At 71.8% G+C, this 13,499-nt stretch carries 12 protein-coding genes and 1 other RNA gene; 3 read left to right on the forward strand and 10 right to left on the reverse strand.

All coding sequences use genetic code 11. The annotated features are described in order from the left end of the window. Window positions 1–83: 83 nt before the first annotated feature. Both ACH4F6_RS37315 and ACH4F6_RS37320 read right to left on the reverse strand, forming a co-directional pair. A complete protein-coding gene (locus ACH4F6_RS37315) occupies window positions 84–848 on the reverse strand; it encodes a hypothetical protein (protein ID WP_397964911.1) in 765 nt (254 codons plus the stop codon). A 387-nt stretch (window positions 849–1,235) separates the two neighbouring features. Further along, entirely contained in the window at window positions 1,236–2,201 is a 966-nt protein-coding gene (locus tag ACH4F6_RS37320) for a LysR family transcriptional regulator (protein ID WP_397964912.1), read from the reverse strand. Between the two features lie 83 nt (window positions 2,202–2,284). Between ACH4F6_RS37320 and ACH4F6_RS37325 the strand changes: the two genes are divergently transcribed. Further along, on the forward strand, window positions 2,285–3,580 hold the full coding sequence (locus ACH4F6_RS37325) for an MFS transporter (protein WP_397964913.1): 1,296 nt from the start codon (window positions 2,285–2,287) through the stop codon (window positions 3,578–3,580). Window positions 3,581–3,657: 77 nt separating this feature from the next. Here the strand turns inward: ACH4F6_RS37325 and ssrA are convergent. From ssrA to ACH4F6_RS37340, 3 genes are all read right to left on the reverse strand, one after another. Continuing rightward, window positions 3,658–4,061: a transfer-messenger RNA gene (ssrA, locus tag ACH4F6_RS37330) on the reverse strand. A gap of 141 nt (window positions 4,062–4,202) precedes the next feature. After that, complete coding sequence (gene smpB, locus ACH4F6_RS37335) at window positions 4,203–4,745, reverse strand: SsrA-binding protein SmpB (protein ID WP_397964975.1); 543 nt, start codon at window positions 4,743–4,745, stop codon at window positions 4,203–4,205. A gap of 80 nt (window positions 4,746–4,825) precedes the next feature. Continuing rightward, window positions 4,826–5,998, reverse strand: coding sequence for a S41 family peptidase (locus ACH4F6_RS37340; protein WP_397964914.1), 1,173 nt, complete (start codon window positions 5,996–5,998; stop codon window positions 4,826–4,828). A gap of 248 nt (window positions 5,999–6,246) precedes the next feature. On the opposite strand from ACH4F6_RS37340, the gene ACH4F6_RS37345 reads away from it, so the two are divergent. Continuing rightward, complete coding sequence (locus tag ACH4F6_RS37345; protein WP_397964915.1) at window positions 6,247–7,449, forward strand: RNA-guided endonuclease InsQ/TnpB family protein; 1,203 nt, start codon at window positions 6,247–6,249, stop codon at window positions 7,447–7,449. A gap of 36 nt (window positions 7,450–7,485) precedes the next feature. Here ACH4F6_RS37345 and ftsX read toward each other — a convergent pair whose 3' ends face one another. Together ftsX and ftsE are read right to left on the reverse strand one after the other, a co-directional pair. Continuing rightward, window positions 7,486–8,403 carry a permease-like cell division protein FtsX gene (ftsX, locus tag ACH4F6_RS37350; RefSeq protein WP_397964917.1) on the reverse strand — a complete coding sequence of 306 codons (918 nt, stop codon included), beginning with the start codon at window positions 8,401–8,403 and terminating at the stop codon, window positions 7,486–7,488. Window positions 8,404–8,439: 36 nt separating this feature from the next. Beyond that, window positions 8,440–9,129: a cell division ATP-binding protein FtsE gene (gene ftsE / locus ACH4F6_RS37355; RefSeq protein WP_397964918.1), complete on the reverse strand. Its 690-nt coding sequence runs from the start codon at window positions 9,127–9,129 to the stop codon at window positions 8,440–8,442. A 342-nt stretch (window positions 9,130–9,471) separates the two neighbouring features. Between ftsE and ACH4F6_RS37360 the strand changes: the two genes are divergently transcribed. After that, a complete protein-coding gene (locus ACH4F6_RS37360) occupies window positions 9,472–9,663 on the forward strand; it encodes a hypothetical protein (protein WP_055639109.1) in 192 nt (63 codons plus the stop codon). 89 nt (window positions 9,664–9,752) lie between these two features. On the opposite strand, the gene ACH4F6_RS37365 is transcribed toward ACH4F6_RS37360, so the two are convergent. The 3 genes from ACH4F6_RS37365 to ACH4F6_RS37375 form a co-directional block, all read right to left on the reverse strand. After that, window positions 9,753–10,493 (reverse strand): hypothetical protein, encoded by a 741-nt coding sequence (locus ACH4F6_RS37365; protein ID WP_397964919.1) that lies wholly within the window; start codon window positions 10,491–10,493, stop codon window positions 9,753–9,755. Window positions 10,494–10,776: 283 nt separating this feature from the next. Beyond that, window positions 10,777–11,883: a peptide chain release factor 2 gene (gene prfB, locus ACH4F6_RS37370; RefSeq protein ID WP_397964920.1), complete on the reverse strand. Its 1,107-nt coding sequence runs from the start codon at window positions 11,881–11,883 to the stop codon at window positions 10,777–10,779. 341 nt (window positions 11,884–12,224) lie between these two features. Continuing rightward, window positions 12,225–13,472 carry a serine/threonine-protein kinase gene (locus ACH4F6_RS37375; protein WP_397964921.1) on the reverse strand — a complete coding sequence of 416 codons (1,248 nt, stop codon included), beginning with the start codon at window positions 13,470–13,472 and terminating at the stop codon, window positions 12,225–12,227. Window positions 13,473–13,499: the final 27 nt, after the last annotated feature.

Consider the following 13,499-nt stretch of genomic DNA (forward strand, 5'->3'; position numbering starts at 1 on the left):
CATGGACCGCGGGGAGTCCACAGGCTCCGCAGACCCCGTCCCCCCACACCGGTGCCGGAGTTCACGCCCCGGCGCCGACATGGTCAGGTGGCGGGCCCGGCGGCCCCTCCCGCCGGTGAGGGCGAGGAGGCGGGCGAGGGGTCCGCGCTGACCGACGGCGACGGGTCCGGCGGCGGCGGGGAGGCGGCCGGGCTGCTCGGCGCCGGGGGCGGGGACTCGCCGGCCGCCACCGGGCTGGGCCGGCCGGGCCGGGCGGAGGGGCTCGACGAGGTCCGTGGAGCGGCCGCGCCGGACGCGCTCGGCGCCGCGGCACCGCCCGGCCCCGACGCGCTAGGCGCCGCGCTCGCCCCGGGTCTCGCCGGCGCGGGGCCGGAGGCGGTGACGCCCGGGCGGCCCGGCGCCGCGAAGCCCGGCGGCGTCGGGGCCGCCGGGGAACCGGGCGCCTCCGAGGCCTCGACCTGGCCGGCCGGCTCGTCGCCCTTCGGGCCCGGCACCGGCAGCCACGGCGCGCCGGCGTTGCCCGACAGCAGGGTGGCCACGATGACGACGGCGTAGGCCGCGCAGGCCAGCCCGACGAGGATGCCGATCCGGCGGAAGGTACGGCTGCGGCGGCCGGACTCGTCGACGAACACCGGTACGTCGGAGGCCTCCGGGCCGTCGCCGCGCGCGCCCGGCACCCGCTGCGGGGAGTCGAGCTGGACGGTCACCTCGTCGGGGTCGCTGTCCTGCCCGTCACCGCCCGCCGCGACGCCGGGCAGCCCTTCCGGGGTGACCCCGGCGGGCTCACCCCAGGGGTCCCGGAGGCCACCGTTCGACCGTTCGTTTTCGGAAAGGACGTTCGAGGACATCGGCTCGCCGATTTCCACCGGAACGTCCAGTGATGTCCGGCCGCCTCCGGACGGCCCGTCCGGCGCCGGCCGACGACCGCCGCCCGCCGGGCCGCCCGCCGAGGACCGACCGACGGCCTCGGAGAACGCCTGGACGCTGCCCTCCAGGACCGGGGCGTTCCGGGTCGACGACGCCGACTCCGGCCACTCCGGTTGGGCTTCTTCCCGCCATTTCTTCACGTGCGCGTTTCCCCCCACGGGACACCAGGGGTGGTTTCCGGGCGCGCCACGACGACGCGGTGCATGTCGGCGGATCCGGGCCCCCACCCGGTCCGAACGCCCCCGTTCACCCCTTCTTGCTCAGGGCGCCGAATCTAGCGCAGACGCTCCGTCCGCGTACGCGATGTCTCATTCCTCCCTTGACGTCATGTTCATGTCTATGGCCGGAATCCATCCCTTGACGGGACGCTCCAGCCAGGACTCGGCGAACCCGAGTTCGACCGCCGCCCGGCGCAGTGCGTCGAGGGCGGGATGGACCAGCCCCTTTCGCCAGACGAGGGAAACCGGGGACAGCGGGACCGGGTCGACCAGTGGCCGCAGCACCGTCCCAGGCATGGCCGGAAAACCCACCACCACGAGGATGGGGTGGGGCTCCTTGGACATGATCCGCTGGAACTCCTCGATCCCCACGGCCAGCGGGGCGGGCGGCGCGAGCTCGATGCCGCGCCCCTCGAACAGCAGCCGGGCGAGGTCGGTCCACTCCGGCGTCCGGGGGTTGCCCGCGCCCGCGTACACGCTCTCCCCCGCCAGCGCGGCCACCGGCACCCGCGCCGCGCCCGCCAGCCGGTGCCCCTCGGGCAGCAGGACCGCCATCGGCTCGTAGCGCACGAGCTGGTGGTCCAGCTGGGCCCGCAGCACCGGGTCCAGGCCCGCGTACCGGCCGAACGACGCGTCCAGCCGCCCCGCGACGATCTCGACGGCGGCTCCGGTCAGACCGCTCTCGTAGCGGGCCATCAGCTCCTGCTCGGGCGCGAGTTCACGGGCCCGGTGCAGCACGCGGCGCCCGGTCTCGAGGCCCTGGGAGTTCAGGTCGACCAGCAGCGGGCGGGCCTGCCGGAACGCGGCGAGCAGGTCGTCCTGCGCCTGGAGCACCCGGCGCGCGTGCGGCACCAGCCGCTCGCCGTCCGGGGTGAGCGTCACCTGCCGCGTGGTCCGCACGAACAGCTCGGCCCCCAGCTCGCGCTCGAGCCGCCGCACGTCCCGGCTGAGCGCCTGCTGGGCGACGTAGAGGCGGGCCGCGGCGCGGGTGAAGTGCAGGTCCTCGGCGACGGCGAGGAAGGCGCGCAGGAGTCGGGGGTCGAGATGAGCGGGCATCCGGAGAACTTACAACGCGGGTGCGTGAATCAGCGCGGAGAAGGTGTTGGACCGCGTGATCACCGACGGGCGACGGTGGGCGCATGCCGCGATCCAGGTCCGCCCCCCGTTTCCCCACGGTCACCGCCGACACCCTCGTGACCGTCGACTTCACCCCGAGAGCCCGCGTCCGCGCCCGGCCCCCCGGCCCCTACCGCCGTCTCCTCGCGCTGCCCGGCGCCCGCGCCTTCACCGCCGGCAACCTCCTCGCCCGCCTGCCGATGGGCATGTTCAGCGTGAGCGCGGTCGTGATGATCGCCGGCACGCGCGGCTCGTACGCCCTCGCCGGCGCCGTCACCGCGACCGGGCTCGCCGCGACCGCGCTCGTCGCGCCGTGGATCGCGCGGCTCGTCGACCGCCACGGGCAGGCCCGGACCGCCGTCCCGGCCACCCTGTTCGCGGCGCTCGGCAGCCTCGCCCTGGTGCTGTGCGTGCGGTACGGCGCCCCGGACTGGACCCTGTTCGCCGCCTACGCGGCCACCGCGACGACACCGAACACGGGAGGCATGTCCCGCGCCCGCTGGGCCCACCTCCTCCAGGGCGACCCGGACGCGCTGCACACCGCCAACGCGTTCGAGCAGGCGGCCGACGAGCTGTGCTTCATGCTGGGCCCGGTCCTCGCGGCCTTCCTGTGCGGCACGTTCTTCCCGGAGGCCGGCACGCTGGCCGGCGTGGTGCTGATGGTGGCCGGCGTCCTGCTCTTCGCGGCGCAGCGCTCGACCGAGCCGCCCCCGCACCCCCGCACGAAGGCGGGCTCGCCGCTGCGCAGTCCCGGCGTCCCCGCCCTGCTCGCCGTCTGTCTCGCGCTGGGGGCCGTGTTCGGGGCGAGCGAGGTCGTCACGATCGCGTTCGCCGACGCGCGCGGGCACGCGGCCGCGGCCGGGCTCGTCCTGGCCCTGCAGGCGGCCGGCTCCTGCGCGGCCGGGCTCGTGTACGGGGCGATGCGGCCGTCCGGCCCGGCGGCCCGGCGCCACCCGTGGACCGTGGCGGCGATGACCGCCCTGCTCACCCTGCCGCTGCTGGCCGCCACCGCCGTCGGCTCGCTCCCGCTGCTGGCGGCCGCCCTGCTCGTCGCCGGCATGGCGACCGCGCCCACGATGGTCACCACGATGGCGCTCGTCCAGCAGCGCACCCCGAAGGCCCGCCTCAACGAGGGGATGACCCTGGCCGTCACCGGCCTCCTCGGCGGCATCGCCTGCGGCAGCGCGACCGGCGGCTGGGTCGTCGAGCACCTCTCCCCCGCCGCCGGCTACGGCGTGCCCGTCGCGGCGGCGGCGACCGCCCTGCTGCTCACCCTCACCACGCCCACCCGGACGAGTCACTCGCACACGGACCGTTGACGCGTCCCCGCAGGGGCCTTGCGGCAGCAGAAAGCCCCCCGTCCCTGAGGGGACGGGGGGCTTTCTGTACATGGGATGAGTGGAGATGGCGGGAATCGAACCCGCGTCCAACGGTGCGGAACCAGGGCTTCTCCGTGTGCAGTCCGCTGTGATTTTCTCGGCCCCGGCGATCACGCGAACAAGTCGCCGACGGGCCCAGTCACTGTGTGATTTCCCTCTTCACCCCGTGACCGGGATCAAGGTTTAGTTCCCTAGCTGATGCCAGGATCCGGGTCGGGAACGAGCCCGGGCTGACACTCCCTTAAGTAAGGGGCAGTTGCCTAGCTACCTGATCAGGCAGCGAGGGCGAACTGCGTCGCCTTGGGAGAATCGCTCTTAACAGTGGCGATTATTTTTTTCGGCCTGTGGTTTACGAGATCATGGCCGCTTCCTCGACACGCTTCCCCTGCTTCGACATCCGCTGTCGAAACCGATCATCCCCATGTTGATTTTTCAATCCCTCCGAGGAGGGCCCGCACCCGCTGTGGAGTGCAGGTGCCATCGTACGTGACCAACGCACGCCGATGCCAGCCTATTCCCCCCGGCCGGCGACCTGCCCCCGGCAGGACGGTGACCATCCGGGCTACGCGCCCCGCTGCCGCCGCTTGGCCGCCGCGACCGCGCGGTCCGCGTCCCGCCGGTCCTGCTTCTCGCGCAGGGTCTGCCGCTTGTCGTACTCCTTCTTGCCGCGCGCCAGCGCGATCTCGGCCTTCGCCCGGCCGTCCTTGAAGTACAGGGCGAGGGGCACGATCGTGTGACCCGTCTCCTCCGACTTCACCGCCAGCTTGTCGATCTCCTCGCGGTGCAGCAGCAGCTTGCGCTTGCGGCGCGCGGAGTGGTTGGTCCAGCTGCCCTGGCTGTACTCGGGGATGTGGGCGTTGTGCAGCCACGCCTCGCCCCGGTCGATCTGGACGAAGCCGTCGGTCAGCGAGGTCCGCCCCTGACGCAGCGACTTCACCTCGGTGCCGGTGAGCACGATCCCGGCCTCGTAGGTGTCGATGATCGCGTAGTCGTGCCGGGCCTTCTTGTTCTGCGCGACGATCTTGCGCTTGCCGCCCTTCTCGCCGTCCCTGGCTTTGGCGGCCGCCCCGCCCTGCTTGGGCTGGGACTCCTTCGGTACGTACATTCCCTTGCTCATAGTGCCGCCATTTTCGCACCTGGAGGGGGTCGGAGGGAAAGCCGATTACGCCGTGGCCGGCAGGTCGCTCAGGAGTCGTCGCCGAGCCCGCTCAGCACGGTCTCCGCGCGCTGCAGGGCGTCGTCGTCCGCCTCCAGGTCGGGCGTGATGCCGGTGCCGTCGACGGTGCGGCCGGAGGGGGTGCGGTAGTGGCCGACGGTCAGCTCGGCGACGGAGCCGTCGGGCAGCCGGCTCGGCATCTGGACCGAACCCTTGCCGAAGGTGCGGGAGCCCACGACGACCGCGCGGCCGCGGTCCTGCAGGGCGCCGGTGAGCAGCTCGGCCGCGCTCATGGTGCCGCCGTCGACGAGCGCGACCAGGGGCCTGGCGGTGTCGCCGTCGGGCTCGGCGTGCAGGGCGCGCTGCTCGCCCTCGACGTCGTAGGTGGCGACCAGGCCGCCGTCGAGGAAGGCGGAGGCGGTGGAGACGGCCTCGGTGACCAGACCGCCGGAGTTCCCCCGCAGGTCCAGGACGATCCCGGCGCCGGCCGGGGCCTTCTCGACGACGGTGCGGACGGTGTCGCCGACGCCCTTGGTGAACGCGACGACGGTGATGACGGTGACGCCCCCGGGGAGGGTGCGCGCGGTGACCGAGTCGGTGGACAGACGGGCCCGGCGCAGGGTCTCGGTCCACGCGCGCGTGCCGCGCTGGACGCCGAGCCGGACGGTGGTGCCGGCGGGCTCGTCCAGGGCGTCGCCGCGCAGTAAGGAGACGACCTCGGTGACCGGCCGTCCGTCGACCGCCCGCCCGTCGACGCTGCGCAGCCGATCGCCCGCGCGGATCCCGGCGGCGGCCGCCGGCGACCCGGACCGCACCTCGGTCACCTCGATCCGGCCGTCCCGCTCGCGCCGCGCCTGGAGGCCGACGCCGGTGTACCGGCCGTCGAGGGACTCCGCGAACTCCTCGTACTCGCCCTCGGAGTACACCGCGGCCCAGCGGTCCCCGCTGCGGCTGACGGCACGCTCGGCGGCCTCCAGCGGCGACTTCCCGTCGGCCATCGCCTCCTCGGCGGCCCTGGTCACCGCCTCGGGGTGGCTCACCGGCGCCGCCGCGCGGGTCCGGCCGGACGCCGCCCCGCGGCCGTCGCCCGGCAGCGAGCCGGTGGCCGCGCCCGCGACGAGCACGCTCGCGAACACCAGCGTCAGGGCGGCTCCACGGCCGAAGCGACGGGGCGGACAGAACGGGTCATCACTGCCTGACATGGCGGCGAGTCTAGGCGAACGCCAAAGGGCCGTACGGTCGCTCGACCGTACGGCCCTCGTGGCATACATCACCGCTGCGCCCAAGACGGAACGGTATGGGACCGGGCAGCCGCGACCAGCATGCCAATGACTCTTTGGGATGACATCCACAAACCGGGGCCCAGACGTTCGAGTGCCGTGCGTACGGTCTGGTGACAGGAAACGGGCTACCCGGATGGAGAAAGAGCAACGGTGAAGGCGAGGGCAACATGGCCGCGGCGCAGGAGGGCGACCGAATTGGACATGCCCGCTTCACGTACCGGCTGCGTGTGTCGCACACTGCAAGGAAGGCACTGTCGGCCGAGTGGGACCGCTGTCGATGGGTGTGGAACGAGTGCGTCGCTCGTTCGAAGAGAGCCTACCTCGACAGGGAGAAGTGCGGTCCGGCCTGTCTGGACAAGATGCTCACCGAGGCGCGCGCCGTCACACCATGGCTGGCCGATGGCGCGTCAGTCCCGCAGCAGCAGGTCATTCGCGATTTCAGCAAGTCCCGCGCGAAGGCCCTGAAAGACATCAGGAGTCGCCTGCCGATCAAGCAGCGGGCGGGGATGCCCAAGTACAAGAAGAAGCACGACAGCTCTCCAAGCCTGAACTACACGCGGCGCGGTTTCCGGTTGAAGGACAGGCGGCTGCACCTGGCCGGCGGCATCGTCTTGACCGTCGTATGGTCACGGGAACTCCTCGCCGAGCCCTCGTCGGTGCGGGTGTACCAGGACAGTACGGGCGATTGGTACGCCTCTTTCGTTGTCCCCTCCGAGGTCCAGCCGCTCCCGGAGACCGGCCGGGTGCTCGGCGTCGACTGGGGCGTACGGGAGACCGCGACCACTACCGGCGACACCCACGACCTTCCCCACGCACAGCACGGCAGGAAGGCTCAGAGGACCCTGTCCCGCTATGACCGGATGATGGCCCGCCGCAAGCCGGTGAAGGGCCAGGCGACTTCGAAGGGCTACCAGGAGGCGAAACGATGGCGGGCGAAGACCTACGCCAAGATTGCCCGGCAGCGGCAGGACACCGCACGCAAGTGGGCGAAGAGCATTGTGCGCGATCATGATGCAGTCGCAGTGGAGGACTTCAAGCCCAAGTTCCTCGCGAAGACGTCCATGGCGCGCGCAGCGGCGGACGCCGCGATCGGAGCAACGAAGCAGGCTCTGATCGAGATGGGCCGCAAGCACGCACGGATCGTGCACCTGGTGCATCCCGCGCACACCACCATGGACTGCGGAAGATGCGGAGCGAGAACCAAGCACGCCCTCCCGCTGTCGGAACGCACCTACAGTTGTACCGCGTGCGGACTCGTGTCCCCGAGGGACAAGAATTCCGCGCAGGTGATGCTCGTCCGGGCAGGTCTGAACCCGGCTGGCGTCGAGGACGCAAGACCTCCTGGAGCGCTGCTCCAGGAGGCTGTCTGAGCCAGGAATCCCCTCCCCGCCGAGGGAGAGGAGCGGTCAAACCTTGAGGTACTTGCGCAGCGCGAAGAACGCGGCCAGCGCGGGCATCAGCAGGCTGGTGGCGAGGATGAGCGGGAGCTTCGTCAGCACGGCGTCCCAGCCGATGAAGTTGATGAGGTTCAGCTTCTCGGACAGGGCGAGGCCGTGGTCGATGATGAAGTACCGCGCGATCACCAGGAATCCGCACGCGACCGTGCCGCCGATGAGGCCGGCGACCGCCGCCTCCGCGATGAACGGCGCCTGGATGTAGAAGCCGGAGGCGCCGACGAGCCGCATGATCCCGGTCTCACGCCGACGGCTGAACGCCGAGACGCGCACGGTGTTGACGATCAGCATCAGCGCGACGACGAGCATCAGCGCCATCACCGCCCGCGCCGCCCAGTTCATGCCGTTGAGCAGCTCGAACAGGTTGTCCAGCAGGCCCTTTTGGTCCTGCACCGACTGCACGCCGTCCCGCCCGTCGAAGGCGGTCGCGATGACCTGGTACTTCTCCGGGTCCTTGAGCTTGATGCGGTACGACTCCTGCATCTGGTCCGGCGTGAGGGAACTGGCCAGCGGGGAGTCGCCGAACTGCTCCTTGTAGTGCTTGTAGGCCTCGTCCTGCGACTCGTGGGTGATCGTGTCGACGACCGACATCTTGTCGAGGTCCGACTTGATCTGCTTCTTCTGGTCCTCGGTCACCGCGCCCTTGGCGCAGTTGGGGTCGGACTCGGCGTCGCTCTTGTTGCAGAGGAAGATCGAGACGTTGACCTTGTCGTACCAGTAGCCCTTCATCGTGCTGACCTGGTCGCTCATCAGGAGCGACCCGCCGAACAGGGCGAGCGACAGGGCGACGGAGACGATGACGGCGAAGGTCATCGTCAGGTTGCGACGGAGACCGACACCGATCTCCGACAGTACGAACTGGGCGCGCATGGCGTGTTGTTCAGGCCTTTCCGTGGACGGTCGCGGTCAGTGCTGGTAGCCGTAGACGCCGCGTGCCTGGTCGCGGACGAGGCGGCCCTTCTCCAACTCGATGACGCGCTTGCGCATCTGGTCCACGATGTTCTGGTCGTGCGTGGCCATCACGACGGTCGTGCCGGTCCGGTTGATCCGGTCCAGCAGCTTCATGATGCCGACGGAGGTCTGCGGGTCGAGGTTGCCGGTGGGCTCGTCGGCGATCAGCAGCTTGGGCCGGTTGACGAAGGCCCGCGCGATGGCCACGCGCTGCTGCTCACCGCCGGACAGCTCACCGGGCCTGCGGTCCTCCTTGCCGCCGAGCCCGACGAGGTCGAGCACCTGCGGCACGGACTTGCGGATCTCGCCGCGCGACTTGCCGATGACCTCCTGCGCGAAGGCGACGTTCTCCGCCACCGTCTTGTTCGGAAGGAGCCGGAAGTCCTGGAAGACCGTCCCCAGCTGGCGGCGCATCTGCGGCACCTTCCAGTTGGAGAGGCGCGCGAGGTCCTTGCCCAGGACGTGCACCTGGCCGTGGCTGCACCGCTCCTCGCGGAGGATCAGCCGCAGGAAGGTGGACTTGCCGGAGCCGGACGACCCCACGAGGAACACGAACTCGCCCTTCTCCACCTCGAGGGACACATCCCTGAGTGCGGGGCGGCTCTGCTTGGGGTAGACCTTGGAGACGTTGTCGAATCGGATCACGGATGCACCACGGGTCGCCGGGGGTAGATGAGCGTGACCATACGCGAACCGGGTACGCCCGCGCAGTCACCGGTTGCGGTTGCGTGGAGTTTGTGCCCATTTATACCGGTCGGCCGGTGAAAAGGGCCGAGGACGGCACCGGCAGGAGCGCGGGACCGTGTCGATGTGCGGCTCCGCCGCGTCGGCGCGGCCTGCCCCCGCGGACCCGCGGTCGCGATGCGGCGGAAGCCCCTTCCTGAAGCGCCCGCGCAACCTCCGGAGGAACCTGGCACAGTGGGTGGGGGAACGTTCGCGCCCGCGCGAGCGTTGTGTACGTGGAACCGGTGCGAGGAGGGCGAGCGCATGACGTACGACCGGCTGGTGTGCGCTAACTGCGCGGCGCCCGTGAGCGAGGGCCGGTGCCCCGTGTGCCGCGCGAACCGCGAGCGGCTGCAGCAGGAGAACTTCTTCGCGGGTCTCAACCCGATGGCGCTGATCGCGCTGCTGGCGGTGCTGGTGGCGGCGGTGGCGCTGCTGGCGCACCAGACCGCGTAGCGCGCGCCGTACGACGCCGAAGGGCCCGGAGCGACAGGCTCCGGGCCCTTCGTCATGAGCGCGTACGGTGCGTACGGCCGCGGCTACCCTCAGGCAGCCGCGGCGCCGCGGCCCTCGACGAGGCGCGGCAGCACGCGGAAGCCGATGCCGCCGGCGATCATCGTGGCGGCGCCGATGATCAGGAAGGTGGTCTGGCCGGCACCGGTCTCGGCCAGCTCCTTGCCACCGCCCTGGGCGGCCGCGTCGGAGACGGAGTCCGAGGTGTCGGTCAGCGCGGAGCTGCCGACCTCCTGGACGGCGGTGCCGTCGGGGGTGGTGCCGGTGCCGCCGGTGGAGGAGCCGCCGGTGGAGGAGCCGCCCGTGGTGCCGGTGCTGCCACCGGTGGAGCTGGAACCGCCGGAGTTGCCGGAGCCGCCGTTGTTGTTCGAGCCGCTGTTGTTACCCGGGTTCTCCCCGCCCGGGTTCTCCCCACCGGGGTTCTCCCCGCCCGGGTTCTCCCCGCCCGGGTTCTCCCCGCCCGGGTTCTCCCCGCCCGGGTTCTCCCCACCGGGGTTCTCCCCGCCCGGGTTCTCCCCGCCCGGGTTCTCCCCACCGGGGTTCTCCCCGCCCGGGTTCTCCCCACCGGGGTCCTCGCAGTCAGGGTTGGCGACAATGTCGCAGATGGGGTCGTCGGCGGTACTCACTTCCCCGTCGCCCGCGACCGTCTCCACGAGGCCGCTGTCGCCTTCGCCGACCGCGTTGGCGGCACCCGCCACCGTCAGCGAGGCGCCCGCGGCGATCACGGCGCCCGCGGCTATGCGCGCGATCCGGACGCGCGTCTTCTTCGTCATGTGGTTGCTACCCCCAGTAGCCGATTCGTCGATGAGGCCGCGCGCGGGGCGGTGATCTACGGAGGCAGCTGGGAAGTTGCTCAAGTCCCCCGGTTCACATGCGCCCCAGAGATACGCATGCCACACTTCACCCTTCCGATTTTTGACAGCAACGTCAAGGCCGTTGCGCGCGTAATGTCCACATCGCCGCGCTTTGCCGGGAGTTGAATCTGTGAGTGTGATGTAAAACCCGGAGAAAAAGGTAACCGCCCCTGATCCAGGGGCGGTTACCTTGTCGACAAACCTACTTCTCCTGCTGCTTGCGCCAGCGAATTCCGGCTTCCAGGAACCCGTCGAGCTCACCGTTGAACACGGCCTCGGGGTTGCCGACCTCGAACTCGGTGCGCAGGTCCTTGACCATCTGGTACGGGTGCAGGACGTACGAACGCATCTGGTTGCCCCAGGAGTTGCCGCCGTCGCCCTTGAGGGCGTCCATCTTGGCCTGCTCCTCCTGCCGGCGCCGCTCCAGCAGCTTCGCCTGGAGGACGTTCATGGCCGTCGCCTTGTTCTGGATCTGCGACCGCTCGTTCTGGCAGGAGACGACGATGCCGGTGGGGAGGTGCGTGATGCGCACGGCGGAGTCGGTCGTGTTCACGCCCTGACCGCCCGGGCCCGAGGACCGGTAGACGTCGATGCGCAGCTCGGACTCGTCGATGTCGACGTGGTCGGACTGCTCGACGACGGGGAGCACCTCGACGCCCGCGAAGGAGGTCTGGCGGCGCCCCTGGTTGTCGAAGGGCGAGATGCGCACCAGCCGGTGCGTGCCCTGCTCGACCGAGAGGGTGCCGTAGGCGTACGGCACCTGCACGGCGAAGGTGGTCGACTTGATGCCGGCCTCTTCGGCGTACGAGGTCTCGTAGATCTCGGTCTTGTAGCCGTGCTGCTCGGCCCAGCGCAGGTACATGCGCTGGAGCTTCTCGGCGAAGTCGGCGGCGTCGACGCCACCGGCCTCGGCGCGGATGTTCACGAGCGCCTCGCGGGCGTCGTACTCACCGCTGAGCAGCGTCCGGACCTCCATCTCGTCCAGCGCCTTGCGGACGGCGGCCAGCTCGGCCTCCGCCTCGGCGCGGGTGTCCGGGTCGTCCTCCTCCTCGGCCATTTCGAACAGCACGGCGAGATCGTCGATCCGGCCGCGCAGCACGTCGGCTTTCCTGACCTCGGCCTGGAGGTGGGACAGCTTGCTGGTGATTTTCTGCGCCTCGTCCGGGTTGTCCCACAGGGACGGCGCGGCCGCCTGCTCCTCGAGCACGGCGATGTCTGCCCTCAGCTTGTCGAGGTCCAGAACGGCCTCGATCGACTCCATGGTCGAGGAGAGGGACTTCAGCTCTTCGGATACATCGACGACTGCCACGCTCCCAGCGTAACGGCTCCGCCAGGCGAGGAACGCCGCCGGCCGTGGCCGACCCGCTCCCCTCCCCCGGCGCGGGCCTCGCCCGGGACTCCGCCCCCGGTCCCCGGCCCGTGCCCGTCCGCCGCCCGGCTCGCTCGGGCACGAGGGCCCGCACCGCTCGGCCCGCCCCGGGCACCTTCCGGGCGAGGGGCCGGTGCGTTCCAGCCCGTCCGGCGATCGAGGACGAGGCCCGTTCAGGGCCGAGGCGGGGGCCCGGGGAGCGGCAGCCCTCCGGCGGGGTCGAAGGGGCGGAGCCCCCGGGGGACGGGACGGGCGAGGGCGGCGGGGCGAGGACCCGCGGGTCAGGGCGTCGCCGGGGCCGAGCTCTCCGTGTCCCGGGGGCTCGCCCCCGCGTCGTCGTCGGAGGTCGCCGCCCACGTACCGATCCCCACGGCCGCCACCAGCACGACCGCCGCCGCACCGAGCGTGATCCGGCGCCGCCGGGCCGACGCGCGGTTGCGGGCCGAGCCGGGCCGCGGTGCGCCCGCCGCCCGGGGCACCCGGGCCGTCCCGTGCGCGCCGCCCGCCAGCTCGTCCGGCGCCGGCACCCGCATCGAGGTGTGCGTGTCCCGGTTGGAGTCCGGCCGGGCGCCGGGCACCAGCGGGACCGAGCCCCGCCGCACCCGCCCGGCGGGCGCGGGCGCCGGAGCGGCGGGGTCCGTCTCGGCCGGCTCGCCCTCTCGCGCCGCCTCCGCGTCCGGCTCGTCCACGTCCAGCGGCGGCATCCCCTCGAGCGCCGGCAGCTGCTCCCGCAGCCGCGCCGCCAGCTCGGACGCCCGCAGCCGCGAGGCCGGCGCCTTCGCCAGGCACTGCACGAGGAGCTGCCACAGCTCGTCGGGGATGCCGGGCAGCGGGGCGACGGACTCCGTGACGTGACGGCGCAGGACCGCGCCCGGGTGGCCGCCGCCGAACGGGGTGAAGCCCGCCAGCAGCTCGTACAGGACCGTGGCCAGCGCGTAGATGTCCACCGAGGCGCGCGGCGGGAGGCCCTCGACGATCTCGGGGGCGAGGTAGTCCGGCGTACCGATGATCTTGGTGGCGCGGGTCCGCTTCGGGGTGTCGATCAGCTTGGCGATGCCGAAGTCGGTCAGCAGGGCGCGGTGGGAGCCGCCGGGGCCCAGCGGTCCCTGCATGTCCAGCAGGATGTTCTCCGGCTTCACGTCGCGGTGCACGACCCCGGCCGCGTGCGCGGCGGCGAGCCCCTCGGCGACGTCCGCGACGATCGCGACGGCGGCCTCGGGCGCGAGCCGCCGGTCGCGGTCCAGGCGGGTGCGCAGGTCCGTGCCGCGGACGAGGTCCATGACCAGCGCCAGGTCGTTGCCGTCGACCACCAGGTCCCGCACGGAGACCACGTTCGGGTGCTCCAGGCCGAGCAGGGCGGTGCGCTCCTGCACGAAGCGGCCCACCAGCTCCTCGTCGGACGCGAGGTCCTCGCGCAGCAGTTTGACGGCGACGGGTCCGTCCGGCCCGTCGCCCAGCCACACCGTGCCGGCGCTGCCCCTGCCCAGGATCTGGTGGGCGGTGTACCGGCTGCCGATCTTCCGTGCCAAGGCTGCTCCTACAGACGCGTGTTGCCG

The organism is Streptomyces sp. NPDC017936, from assembly GCF_044328485.1.
Classification (GTDB): Bacteria; Actinomycetota; Actinomycetes; order Streptomycetales; family Streptomycetaceae; genus Streptomyces.

Excerpts from the sequence above, each read along its gene's own strand:
- ACH4F6_RS37360 (WP_055639109.1), top strand. The coding sequence starts at position 9,472 with ATGACGTACGACCGGCTGGTGTGCGCTAACTGCGCGGCGCCCGTGAGC.
- ACH4F6_RS37365 (WP_397964919.1), bottom strand. The coding sequence starts at position 10,493 with ATGACGAAGAAGACGCGCGTCCGGATCGCGCGCATAGCCGCGGGCGCC.
- ACH4F6_RS37320 (WP_397964912.1), bottom strand. The coding sequence starts at position 2,201 with ATGCCCGCTCATCTCGACCCCCGACTCCTGCGCGCCTTCCTCGCCGTC.
- smpB (WP_397964975.1), bottom strand. The coding sequence starts at position 4,745 with ATGTACGTACCGAAGGAGTCCCAGCCCAAGCAGGGCGGGGCGGCCGCC.
- ACH4F6_RS37340 (WP_397964914.1), bottom strand. The coding sequence starts at position 5,998 with ATGTCAGGCAGTGATGACCCGTTCTGTCCGCCCCGTCGCTTCGGCCGT.
- ACH4F6_RS37315 (WP_397964911.1), bottom strand. The coding sequence starts at position 848 with ATGTCCTCGAACGTCCTTTCCGAAAACGAACGGTCGAACGGTGGCCTC.
- ACH4F6_RS37345 (WP_397964915.1), top strand. The coding sequence starts at position 6,247 with ATGGCCGCGGCGCAGGAGGGCGACCGAATTGGACATGCCCGCTTCACG.
- ACH4F6_RS37325 (WP_397964913.1), top strand. The coding sequence starts at position 2,285 with ATGCCGCGATCCAGGTCCGCCCCCCGTTTCCCCACGGTCACCGCCGAC.
- ftsX (WP_397964917.1), bottom strand. The coding sequence starts at position 8,403 with ATGCGCGCCCAGTTCGTACTGTCGGAGATCGGTGTCGGTCTCCGTCGC.